The 9,928-nt window shown below is 35.7% G+C and carries 16 protein-coding genes and 1 other annotated feature; of the genes, 12 read left to right on the forward strand and 4 right to left on the reverse strand.

Going from position 1 to position 9,928, the window contains the following annotated elements:
• Positions 1-15: 15 nt before the first annotated feature.
• Positions 16-423 (reverse strand): hypothetical protein, encoded by a 408-nt coding sequence (locus tag M3Z76_RS11630; protein WP_293927101.1) that lies wholly within the window; start codon positions 421-423, stop codon positions 16-18.
• A 222-nt stretch (positions 424-645) separates the two neighbouring features.
• On the opposite strand from M3Z76_RS11630, the gene M3Z76_RS11635 reads away from it, so the two are divergent.
• Both M3Z76_RS11635 and M3Z76_RS11640 read left to right on the forward strand, forming a co-directional pair.
• Positions 646-1,086: an 8-oxo-dGTP diphosphatase gene (locus M3Z76_RS11635; RefSeq protein ID WP_293927104.1), complete on the forward strand. Its 441-nt coding sequence runs from the start codon at positions 646-648 to the stop codon at positions 1,084-1,086.
• 114 nt (positions 1,087-1,200) lie between these two features.
• Positions 1,201-2,052: an AraC family transcriptional regulator gene (locus M3Z76_RS11640; protein ID WP_293927107.1), complete on the forward strand. Its 852-nt coding sequence runs from the start codon at positions 1,201-1,203 to the stop codon at positions 2,050-2,052.
• A gap of 49 nt (positions 2,053-2,101) precedes the next feature.
• Here M3Z76_RS11640 and nhaC read toward each other — a convergent pair whose 3' ends face one another.
• Positions 2,102-3,472 carry a Na+/H+ antiporter NhaC gene (nhaC, locus tag M3Z76_RS11645; RefSeq protein WP_293927110.1) on the reverse strand — a complete coding sequence of 457 codons (1,371 nt, stop codon included), beginning with the start codon at positions 3,470-3,472 and terminating at the stop codon, positions 2,102-2,104.
• A 180-nt stretch (positions 3,473-3,652) separates the two neighbouring features.
• On the opposite strand from nhaC, the gene M3Z76_RS11650 reads away from it, so the two are divergent.
• Entirely contained in the window at positions 3,653-3,886 is a 234-nt protein-coding gene (locus tag M3Z76_RS11650; protein WP_293927113.1) for a DUF5694 domain-containing protein, read from the forward strand.
• A 122-nt stretch (positions 3,887-4,008) separates the two neighbouring features.
• On the forward strand, positions 4,009-4,650 hold the full coding sequence (locus M3Z76_RS11655; RefSeq protein WP_293927116.1) for a DUF1801 domain-containing protein: 642 nt from the start codon (positions 4,009-4,011) through the stop codon (positions 4,648-4,650).
• 21 nt (positions 4,651-4,671) lie between these two features.
• Here the strand turns inward: M3Z76_RS11655 and M3Z76_RS11660 are convergent, their stop codons facing one another.
• A complete protein-coding gene (locus M3Z76_RS11660) occupies positions 4,672-4,986 on the reverse strand; it encodes a MazG nucleotide pyrophosphohydrolase domain-containing protein (RefSeq protein ID WP_293927119.1) in 315 nt (104 codons plus the stop codon).
• A 281-nt stretch (positions 4,987-5,267) separates the two neighbouring features.
• Here M3Z76_RS11660 and M3Z76_RS11665 point away from each other — a divergent pair, with 281 nt between their 5' ends.
• From M3Z76_RS11665 to M3Z76_RS11680, 4 genes are all read left to right on the forward strand, one after another.
• The gene (locus M3Z76_RS11665; protein ID WP_293927122.1) at positions 5,268-5,627 is read left to right on the forward strand and encodes a response regulator; all 360 of its coding nucleotides are present in this window, start codon (positions 5,268-5,270) and stop codon (positions 5,625-5,627) included.
• A 74-nt stretch (positions 5,628-5,701) separates the two neighbouring features.
• Entirely contained in the window at positions 5,702-6,265 is a 564-nt protein-coding gene (locus M3Z76_RS11670; RefSeq protein ID WP_363320663.1) for a hypothetical protein, read from the forward strand.
• Positions 6,258-7,172 (forward strand): sensor domain-containing diguanylate cyclase, encoded by a 915-nt coding sequence (locus M3Z76_RS11675; protein ID WP_293927128.1) that lies wholly within the window; start codon positions 6,258-6,260, stop codon positions 7,170-7,172. The genes M3Z76_RS11670 and M3Z76_RS11675 overlap by 8 nt, the downstream gene beginning before the upstream one ends.
• Positions 7,173-7,283: 111 nt before the next feature.
• On the forward strand, positions 7,284-7,793 hold the full coding sequence (locus tag M3Z76_RS11680; protein WP_293927130.1) for a pyridoxamine 5'-phosphate oxidase family protein: 510 nt from the start codon (positions 7,284-7,286) through the stop codon (positions 7,791-7,793).
• Between the two features lie 52 nt (positions 7,794-7,845).
• Here M3Z76_RS11680 and M3Z76_RS11685 read toward each other — a convergent pair whose 3' ends face one another.
• On the reverse strand, positions 7,846-7,977 hold the full coding sequence (locus tag M3Z76_RS11685; RefSeq protein WP_293927132.1) for a hypothetical protein: 132 nt from the start codon (positions 7,975-7,977) through the stop codon (positions 7,846-7,848).
• Between the two features lie 264 nt (positions 7,978-8,241).
• Positions 8,242-8,415, forward strand: a sequence feature (16S ribosomal RNA rRNA prediction is too short).
• Positions 8,416-8,491: 76 nt separating this feature from the next.
• On the opposite strand from M3Z76_RS11685, the gene M3Z76_RS11690 reads away from it, so the two are divergent.
• The 4 genes from M3Z76_RS11690 to M3Z76_RS11705 all read left to right on the forward strand — a co-directional run bounded on the left by M3Z76_RS11690 (position 8,492) and on the right by M3Z76_RS11705 (position 9,823).
• The gene (locus M3Z76_RS11690) at positions 8,492-8,806 is read left to right on the forward strand and encodes an RNHCP domain-containing protein (RefSeq protein ID WP_293927133.1); all 315 of its coding nucleotides are present in this window, start codon (positions 8,492-8,494) and stop codon (positions 8,804-8,806) included.
• An 88-nt stretch (positions 8,807-8,894) separates the two neighbouring features.
• A complete protein-coding gene (locus tag M3Z76_RS11695; RefSeq protein WP_293927136.1) occupies positions 8,895-9,347 on the forward strand; it encodes a GNAT family N-acetyltransferase in 453 nt (150 codons plus the stop codon).
• Positions 9,344-9,499: a hypothetical protein gene (locus M3Z76_RS11700; protein ID WP_293927139.1), complete on the forward strand. Its 156-nt coding sequence runs from the start codon at positions 9,344-9,346 to the stop codon at positions 9,497-9,499. Before M3Z76_RS11695 ends, M3Z76_RS11700 begins: the two co-directional genes overlap by 4 nt.
• A 24-nt stretch (positions 9,500-9,523) precedes the next feature.
• A complete protein-coding gene (locus tag M3Z76_RS11705) occupies positions 9,524-9,823 on the forward strand; it encodes a cupin domain-containing protein (RefSeq protein WP_293927142.1) in 300 nt (99 codons plus the stop codon).
• Positions 9,824-9,928: the final 105 nt, after the last annotated feature.

Below are 9,928 nucleotides of genomic sequence, written 5' to 3' on the forward strand. Positions count from 1 at the left end.
ACCACTTCCATATTTTTACCATAAGCGTCCGGATAGCATTGTTAGCTTAATGAATGTAAAAATATCATCTTCATTTATATGTAAAGACTCATCTAATGTAGTAAGCTCTTTCTCGCCATGAAGCACTTTATAGATGCCATCTTCAAATGCTAACAGCGCCTCCTCAATTGCAGCTTGCTCAGATTGCTTTTGGTCATTGTACTTATGATTAAACCCTACTTTTCCGTGTGCATAAGCAGTTTCGATATCTTCTTCTAATAAATAGCGTGTGAATGGTTTCTCTTCGTTAAATGATTGGACGTTTTGCTGCACGATTTGTGTAATAAGCTCACGCAACGTTTCAGCGGGCGCTATATCAAAAGGCTGTAGCTCTAGTACGGGCTTTCGTTTACCTATAGATTTTACTTTGGCATAAATTCGCAATATTCCCACCTCTTTATTTTCAATTATACAAATGAGCTTTCTTGATTAATAATCATTTATTGTCAAATATATTAAAATGATGCTAAAGATGTAGATTGTTTTTTATTAAGTTCAATATAGTACGTGTGTTCGTTTTTGTAAAGGTATCTTTTGAATCATTAAAATATTTTCATGTGAAGTTTGAACAATGCTATTCTAATAAAAGAGGGAGGTAAGTAAACGATGGCTAATGTTACATTAACGAATATGTGTATGATTTATGATAAAGAAAATAATAAAGTGCTCGTACAAAATCGGGTTAAATCGTGGAAGGGCATTACATTTCCAGGAGGGGATGTGGAAAAGGGTGAAAGCATTGTTGAATCTACTATTAGAGAGATAAAAGAGGAGACAGGTTTAACGATTTCAAATTTAGAGCCATGCGGCATTATTCAATGGTATAACAAGGACAAAGATGAAAGCTATTTTGTTTTTAATTATAGAACGAGTGTATACAGTGGGAAACTATTACATAAAACGGATGAGGGCGATGTGTTTTGGGTACATAAGAATGAGTTAGCGCAGCTCCAGTTTGTAGAAGGTATGGAGGAGCGACTACCGATGTTTTTTGAAAAAGCATTTGTAGAAGGGTTTTATGATGAAGGACAATTGAAGCGCTATTAAGTAAAAAAGAGTGGCTAGCCCAGAGAAAATATCTGATACCCGACATTTATTGAGCATCAAATGTCGGATAGAACAACAGGTCCTCACCTATAGTAGGTATTGAAAGGAGAACTTATGGATTGGTTAGAGAGAGTAAATAGAGCGATGGATTATATTGAAGAAAACTTAGTAGATGAAATAGAATTTAAAGAAGTAGCGAGATTGGCTTGCTGTCCTGAGTATCATTTTCCAAGAATGTTTTCATCTATGACAGGAATGACTTTGTCTGAGTACATTCGACGAAGACGCCTATCACTTGCGGCATTTGAGCTTCAAAATAATAGTGATGTTCGAATTATTGATCTTGCCCTTAAATATGGCTATGATTCTCCAGATGCCTTCAGTCGCGCATTTAAGAGCCTCCATGGAGTGAATCCAACAGCAGCTCGTAATAAAGGGATTGAATTAAAAGCCATTCCGAGACTTTCCTTTCAAATTTCAATTAAAGGGGCTGTAGAAATGGATTACAGAATTGAAGTGTTGGATTTTGAAATTGAGATTGTAGGTATTAAACAAAAGGTGACAACAAGGGATGCTTTTCAAGTTATTCCAAAGCTGTGGGGAGAGGCAACAGAAAACGGGCTGCTACATCGACTAATTGATATGTCATGGGAGCATCCACAATGCAAAATGGAGGGCATCTTAGGAGTAGTAGGTAAACAAGCGGCGATTACAGATGAAGATTTTGACTATTTGATGGGCTGTCGCTATACAGGCGAGCTACCAACGGATATGGAGAAAATCGTATTGCCAAAAAGTACATGGGCTGTTTTCCCAAATATTTCAGAGGCATGGCAACGCTTATATACAGAGTGGCTGCCAACCTCAGGCTATGAATTAGCGAATCTACCATGTATCGAAAATCAATTAGCGCCAGACCGAGTGCCTAGTAGTGAATTATGGGTTCCAGTAATCGCAAGTAAATAAAGAAAAGCTATCTAATTCAAGCAAATCACAATTGAATTAGATAGCTGTTTTAAATTTTCGACAGTGTTTTTCCACTCCATGCGAAAAACACTGTTAAAACAGGCCCAAGTAGGCAGAAGAACGCGAATGGGAAATAGTTGATTGTAGAGACACCCAGTATATCTGTAATAAAAATACCGCAGACACTCCATGGGACAAGAGGGTTAACAACTGTTCCAGAGTCTTCTATTGCACGTGCTAAGTTTTTAGGGGCAAGCCCAACTTTTTTATATTGCTCTTTAAAAGCTTCCCCTGTTAATAAAATAGCTAAATATTGCTCACCAATTAACGTATTTACGCCAATGCCTGTAATCGCAGTGCCTGTAATAACAGAGCGTACTGTTGTTAAGGAAGCTTCAAGCTTAGCAAAGATACTTTGAATAATGCCTAATGTAAATAATAGGCCACCCATGCTCAAAGCAAGCAATACTAATGTAATCGTGAAAAACATGCTCGCAATTCCTCCACGATGTAGTAGTGCATTAACGGCCTCATTCGTTGTATTTGGCACATAACCATTAAATAAAATGTCTAAAATAGCTGTTAGGGAAAGTGGGTCATGCAAAAAGGATAACGCAATACCAAATATCGAACCGATTGCTAGTGTCACTAATGCAGGCACTTTTTTTATTGATAGAATAACTAATAATACGAGAGGTAATAAAGCGTACCAATGTACTAAATTTGTTTCAAGTAATGCGGCTTGGAAAGTTTCGACATTTGTAAGAGATACAGTTGTATGCTTCGGCGACAAAATGGCATAAGCAATAATTGAAAGAATGAAAGCAGGCACAGTTGTCCAAGCCATATTTTTAATATGCTCAAATAGGTCGATACCAACAATGCTTGATGCTAAATTTGTCGTATCAGAAAGTGGTGACATTTTATCACCAAAAAATGCCCCTGATACGATGGCACCTGCTGTTAATGCGAGCGATAAATCAAGCGCACTCGCAATGCTAATAAAGGCTACACCTGCTGTTGCGACGGTCGTTAATGAGCTACCAATAGTAATGCCAATAATACATGTAATAATAAACACGATTGCAAAGAAGAAGCTAGCACTAACTATGGAAAAACCATAATAAATTAATGTTGGAATCGTTCCGCTAATAAGCCAACTGCTAATAAGTATGCCGATTAAGAAAAAAATAAAAACAGCAGCGAGTCCAGACTGTGCTCCGTCCATCATTCCTTGCTGGAGCTGTTGGAACGGTACTTTTTTTAGTAAACCATAAGCAATGAGCAATATGACGATAATAAGAATAGGTATATGTGGTGGTGCGCTAAATTTAATAATGCTAGCACTCATAACGCCAATGATTACGAAAACAATTATAAGTGCTTCCCAAAATACAGGGGTTGTTTTTGCTTTTAACATAAGGAGCCTCCTCTAATTACATACTTTTACGCTTCGATGCGTTGAAGTGACGAAGTGTATTATAGCATAATGTGTACTAGAAGGGAAGGCTCAGTAAGCAGTTTAACAGTTATGAGAAGAGCCTTAGTCACTATTTTTACTTTCTTTTAGGTTTTTGTTATTTTAATAATAGATGTGGAAATGTATATTAATTTAGCAAGAGTTGGTCATTTCAACAAGTACATTGGCATTGATTGGTTGAGCTGGTGGTATAAAAGAAATCTAATTCTCTTTTCGAATTTAACTCGATTAATGGAAACAGACAAGGAGCGAATTATTTTTATCGTTGGAGTTTCACATGTTTCTATTGTCGCAAAATTCCTTGAGGAAAGTGGACTTTGTGAAGTAGTAGATACACTATCTTATTTGCAATAAATCGGGGGGATTTAAAATGACACAATACGAAGCATTAGTAGAGGAAATGAGAGCGAATTTATTGGAAAATGTGTATGCAGGTGTTATTTGTGGCGTCAATGATAAGAATGAGGAGGTAAAAAATGACGAATCCTAAAGTAGATGAGTTTTTAAGTAATGCTACGGCATGGAAAGAAGAGTTTAAAGCATTAAGAGAAATTGCATTGGATAGCGGGCTAACAGAGGATTTCAAGTGGATGCATCCTTGTTATACGCTAAAAAATAAAAATATTGTGCTCATCCATGGTTTTAAAGATTACTGTGCATTGCTATTTCATAAAGGAGCGTTGTTGAAGGATCCAGCAGGAGTTTTAGTGCAACAAACGGAAAAGGTACAAGCAGCTCGCCAAATTCGTTTTAAAAATTGGCAGGAAATACAGCAACTTGAGCCGGTTATTAAGGAATATATTAATGAAGCAATCGAAGTAGAAGCAGCAGGTCTGAAAGTGGAAACAAAGAAGGACCCAGAAATTGAAATCCCAGAGGAGTTACAAAGTAAGTTCGATGAGGATGCTACATTTAAAGAGGCCTTTGAGTCATTGACACCAGGCAGACAGCGTGAATATATTTATCATTTTGCACAAGCAAAGCAATCAAAAACGAAAACGACACGCATCGAAAAAAACATGGGACGTATTTTCAATGGTAAAGGTTTACGCGATTGCATTTGTGGGCACTCAAAGCGGATGCCTAACTGTGATGGCTCACATAAATATGTAAATTAAGAAGGGGGGAGATTTCCCCTTCTATTTATATCGACTTGTTAGCTTCTCTTTATGACTAAGCATTATTTCTGTTAAATCGATATCGTATTTATCAGCTAGAACGAAAAGGTTATCAAGTACATCGCCAAGTTCTTCCTTTAAATTATCGATTTGCTCAGCTTTTGTTAGTGCTGTTTCATCTGGACGGTCACGCCCAATCTCAATTGTGCGAATGGCTCGAGAAACTTCACCAACCTCTTCTGTTAAAAAATTTACACGAATAAATGGGCTTAATTCATACCAATTACGCTTTTTATAAAACTCCGTAACCCATTGCTGGTATTCGAATATATTCATAAAACCCCTCCTTTTATGCTTTTCGTATTATAGCATGATAGAAATTATTGTAGTGATGGGGCATATAATGATATATATTTTGCGTTGAGTCAATATATATAGATTATTTACAAAATTTATATTAATTAATAACCTTAAGAACTATTTTCGTTTTCTCCTTTTGATTTTATTTTCCTATAAAACAGTGATATTTTTGCTAATATTGTGATTGAATGATTTAAAATAACTAATTGATGTGCTATTATAAATTAATAAGTTTATTTAAAGGAAAGGGGAATTTTATGAAGATACTTGTTGTTGATGATTCTGCATTTTCTCAAAAAATAACTATAAAAACGTTAAAATCTATATATCCTGATGCTGTATATGAAACTGCTGACGATGGTGTTGAATGTATAGAAAAATATGAGTCGTTCTTACCTAATTTAGTTTTTTTAGATTTATTAATGCCAAATATGACTGGGCAGGAGGCAATTGTTAAATTGCTTGAAAAATTCCCAGAGGCTAAAGTTATTGTACTTTCAGCAGATGTCCAAGCAACAGTACGTGAAGAAGTTTTGGCGGCTGGAGCATTAAAGTTTATTAATAAACCAATAAATGTTGACAAGCTTGGTGAAATCCAGTCATTGATAGAAAGGTGAAATCCGTGCTTACGACTACACAAGAAGACATATTAAAAGAATTGTATAACGTATTTGTTGGTGAGGCGGCTAGCTTGCTGTCAGAAATTCTTCAAAAAAGAATTTACTTATCTGTTCCAGAGGTAGAGTTGTTAACAATTAGTGATTTAAGTGCTGAAGATAGAGAAAATTTAATTCCTATTTTGAATGGAACGATTTTGTCTACTTCGCTAAAATTTGGAAACGTTTTCTCGGGAAGAGCAGAATTTATTTTTCCAACTGAGCAAATTAAGTATGTGACTGCACTTTGTTTAGGTGAAGAATATACGATGGAAGCGGAGGAATCCTCTTTTAGTGATGAGGATTTTGATGTTGTGAAAGAAATTGGCAATATTATATTGAATGCAATAATGGGAGGTATGGGTAGCCTGCTTAACATGAAGCTAGACTACGATGTGCCGCAAGTGGTTTTGCATGAGCAAGGGGAGTTCAGCAAAACATTTTTTAACACAAAGGAAAGCAATATATTGTTGTTGTATGTGAATTTTGGTGTAGATGAATCTGAAGTAATGGGTCTCATTTTAATAAAATTCTCATTAGAATCTATTGAATTTTTAATACAAAAAGTGGACGAGATTAGTAGGGACGCAGATGAATAATTTATATTTGACGATTATTAACCAGTTAGGTAATGGAATTATTTTGCTTGACGAGCATTTAAATATCCAATTATGGAATGACTGGTTGAAAAAGTACACAGGTCAAGATGAAGGTGATGTTAAAGGGCAGCAAGTAACACATGTTATTCCACGCTTAAATAAAAAAGTATACATTCAAATGTTTGAAAAAGCTCTGTGGAATAAGCAAAAGAACTTTTGCTCAGCTGCTATGCATGAATATTTTATAGATTGCGAGGACAAAGGTGAGTTTACAAAGAAACCGCGCCAAAATATGTTAATACGGCATATTGAATTGGATAATAAAATATATATTATGCTAGAAATTCATGATGTGACCAATCATTATGAGCGAATTCGTAAGCTGAATAAATCCTTACAAAATTCAATAGGATTTACAAAAAGTCTAAAGCGTTTTGCATTTTATGATAGTTTAACGAATTTACCAAATAGAAAATTTATTATTGATCGAATTGAAAGTCTGACTGAACAGGAAGATGCTGTATTCACATTGTTTTTCCTAGACTTAAATGGATTTAAGTCTGTCAATGATAGCATGGGGCATGCGCAAGGAGATCAGTTATTGCAAATGATTGCAGAGCGATTTCATCAGTTGACAGATGAACAATCTGTTTTTGCCCGTCTAGGTGGAGACGAATTTGTGCTCTTAGTCGAAAACCTTTCCTCTGTTGAGCAGCATAATGAGCAAATTGCAAAAATTCATGAACTATTAGTGGAGCCGTTTATTATTGAAGACAAGGCCGTCTCTATTTCTACAAGCATTGGTTATGCCTGTTTCCCACAAGATGGGGTAACAGTTAAACAGCTAATAAATATAGCGGATCGCCAAATGTATTTGCATAAGCAAAAAGTGAATAATAAAGCCTAAAAATACAATTCTACTTTATATGAATTGTATTTTTTGTGTGGGATGATTTATCAGAAAACTTAAACTATACGTAGTTATCCAAAAGATGTATAATTGATATATCTTTTGGGGGTGGAATATTTGAGAGGTTTAATTGAAAATAAGCGTGTAGAAATTTCAACGGAAGCAGCTCAGGAGCTTTTGAAAATTGGCAAAGTTGCTCATGTAGCAACTGTTGATGAGGAAGGATATCCTTATGTTATACCTTTTGTTTATGTGTATGAAGGCGGAGATAAGCTTTATTTGCATATCGGCAACATTCATCAAAGCCATTTCTGGGAAAACTTAAAGAGAAACAATAAAGTGAGTATTGAAGTCAGTGAAATGGGAGAGTTACAGCCCGGAAAAAAATATGCATGTCAATCTGCGTTAGTGTACACGAGCGTTGTCTTATTTGGCACAGCTATACGTATTGAGGATGAATCTGAAAAAGCTTTATTTTTCGATCGACTGATGGTGAAGTATGGCAAGCCAGAGTGGACATTTGAACGTGAAGGCTATCCAATTTTACCGAAAATCGAGCTTTTCGAAATTCATATTGAAAAGCTAACTGGGAAAGAAAATAGAGGAATGTTTCATTAAAGAAAGTGCCCAACAATCGTCATGTAGATGATTGTTGGGCTTTATCAATGTATTATTTTTGTTCTTTCGATTTTTTCTGCGCAAAGTAAAACACAATGGATAACGTAATACCGAGTATAATAAATGTCCAATCATTATTAGCGATGCCTAGAACGAAAAAAGGAATGCCGAATATCCACAACATTGTATCACCCCTTATTTTAATTTCAATGAATGTTTTCACAAGTTAATGAATCCTCTTAAGAGCTTGGAAAAAAGCTGGACACAATTATGAAATGTTAATTACTATTTTATACGACTGTAAACTAAGAAAGATTCGATTTTTTGTTATAGCTATTTGTGGCATAATAAACAATGAGAATAATCTACAATCGTGGAGTGATTTTTTGATTCAATTTATTTTTTACTCAAGCGTTGTTTTCTAGGGGACGACTGCCGATGTCAGTGATTAAGGATGAACACATACTAGTGGAAGGTGGAGAAGTCCGTCTTACAGTGGTTGGTACAAAAGCATAAAACCAATCGAGGTTCGGAGCGAGAGATGAAAGAAGTTCTCGTGAAGTAGGAACTAGAAGTAATCGCTTTGTAGAGCAAGGCGGTGAATTGGCTCATTCACCTTAAAAGCCTGAAACACTATTAGGAAAACGAACGGAACCCTTTTTCTTCAGATGAAAATTCATCTTGGAGGAAGATAACGTTTGAGTAGATTAAAAGAAAATACCGCTTTTCAATGTGAAAATTGTCAAGCATATGTGCAGCCATTAACAAATGGCAGCTTTCGCAATCATTGCCCATTTTGCTTGTATTCAAAGCATTTGGATGTAAAGCCTGGCGATCGTTTAAGTGAGTGTCGAGGTTTAATGAAGCCAATTGACTTGGATTATACAAGTAAAAAAGGTTATCAACTTATACATGAGTGTATAAAATGTGGGAAAAAGCAACGCAATAAAATAGCAATTGATACAATACAAGAAGACGATATTGTGAGTTTGATGTTAAAGAATTCTTATTAATAGGTTATTCTCAAAGGGGCTGTCCGGAAAGATACTATCTTTTCAGATGGTTCCTTTTTAGCGTTTTTATACAATATATAGTATTAATATGCGTGGAGGGATAGTATGTCTATTCAACAATGTAATAATCCGAATTATACATGCAGCATTCAAGCGTTATGAAGGTGACTCCGTTCTATCAAGTGCTTTAAAGGAAACTGCTGCGACCGTTAAAAGAGAGCTTGATGAAGGTACTATTATTTTTAGTTTGACAGAGCAAAATGAAATTGTTGTTGTTGTAAAATGCAAGTTAGAAGCAGATATATTGTATTTTTCACGACTATCTGTGTTCCCCTCTGCACAAAGAAAAGGGCTTGCCACACAGCTGGTTCATTATATAGAGCAGTATGCCGCAAATCGACATTTGAAATATGTTACATGTAAAGTGCACAAAAGCGAGAATGGTAATATCCGTCTCTATACAAGGCTTGGCTATCAAATTGTTGAGGAGGATATTAACAGAGGTGTGCCAACTGTAACGATGGTAAAAAGCATGATATGATGGAAGTGATAGTTTATGGTAATGAGGACGAAGAAGCAAATATTATTGATGAAAAATTATTAAGAAATATAGTAGGCTTTCGAAATACTGCTGTACATGATGTTCAAGCAATTGAGTTAACTATTTCACAGCTTATATGCAAGGAATTTTAGCTATTAAATAAGGAGGTACATGATATGCAACATATTCAAATAGAGCAGTTGTTACAGGACAAGATGAAGCATGCAGGAAAAGTCGCGGCAGGAGCAGGCTACGATGTGATGAATATACAATTGAAAGCAGGCGAATCGATTGCAGAGCATACAGCACCTGGTGAGGTATTAATTGTTTGTCGTAAAGGGCGTGTGAAATTTGATGTGGAAGGGCAAATAACAGAGCTTGACGCCGATGCGCTGTTAATGCTTGAGCCAAACGAAAAGCATAGTCTTGAAGCAGTGGAAGATTGTGAAGTTGTCGTGGTACGATTGAAAAAATAATAAATGGAAAAGTTCTGGTTGTTGCAAAGAGGGCACTGAAAAAGTCCAATATTTAAATTAGGCAGTTGAAAGTTCGATTTAATCGAACTTTCAACTGCCCTTTTA

This window comes from Metasolibacillus sp., from assembly GCF_025291715.1.
Classification (GTDB): domain Bacteria; phylum Bacillota; class Bacilli; order Bacillales_A; family Planococcaceae; genus Metasolibacillus; species Metasolibacillus louembei.

What these genes read in the sequence shown, in the direction of transcription:
- M3Z76_RS11635 (WP_293927104.1), top strand. Translation starts at nt 646, where the DNA reads ATGGCTAATGTTACATTAACGAATATGTGTATGATTTATGATAAAGAA.
- M3Z76_RS11640 (WP_293927107.1), top strand. Translation starts at nt 1,201, where the DNA reads ATGGATTGGTTAGAGAGAGTAAATAGAGCGATGGATTATATTGAAGAA.
- nhaC (WP_293927110.1), bottom strand. Translation starts at nt 3,472, where the DNA reads ATGTTAAAAGCAAAAACAACCCCTGTATTTTGGGAAGCACTTATAATT.
- M3Z76_RS11650 (WP_293927113.1), top strand. Translation starts at nt 3,653, where the DNA reads ATGTATATTAATTTAGCAAGAGTTGGTCATTTCAACAAGTACATTGGC.
- M3Z76_RS11655 (WP_293927116.1), top strand. Translation starts at nt 4,009, where the DNA reads ATGACGAATCCTAAAGTAGATGAGTTTTTAAGTAATGCTACGGCATGG.
- M3Z76_RS11660 (WP_293927119.1), bottom strand. Translation starts at nt 4,986, where the DNA reads ATGAATATATTCGAATACCAGCAATGGGTTACGGAGTTTTATAAAAAG.
- M3Z76_RS11665 (WP_293927122.1), top strand. Translation starts at nt 5,268, where the DNA reads ATGAAGATACTTGTTGTTGATGATTCTGCATTTTCTCAAAAAATAACT.
- M3Z76_RS11675 (WP_293927128.1), top strand. Translation starts at nt 6,258, where the DNA reads ATGAATAATTTATATTTGACGATTATTAACCAGTTAGGTAATGGAATT.
- M3Z76_RS11685 (WP_293927132.1), bottom strand. Translation starts at nt 7,977, where the DNA reads ATGTTGTGGATATTCGGCATTCCTTTTTTCGTTCTAGGCATCGCTAAT.
- M3Z76_RS11695 (WP_293927136.1), top strand. Translation starts at nt 8,895, where the DNA reads ATGCGTGGAGGGATAGTATGTCTATTCAACAATGTAATAATCCGAATT.
- M3Z76_RS11700 (WP_293927139.1), top strand. Translation starts at nt 9,344, where the DNA reads ATGATGGAAGTGATAGTTTATGGTAATGAGGACGAAGAAGCAAATATT.
- M3Z76_RS11705 (WP_293927142.1), top strand. Translation starts at nt 9,524, where the DNA reads ATGCAACATATTCAAATAGAGCAGTTGTTACAGGACAAGATGAAGCAT.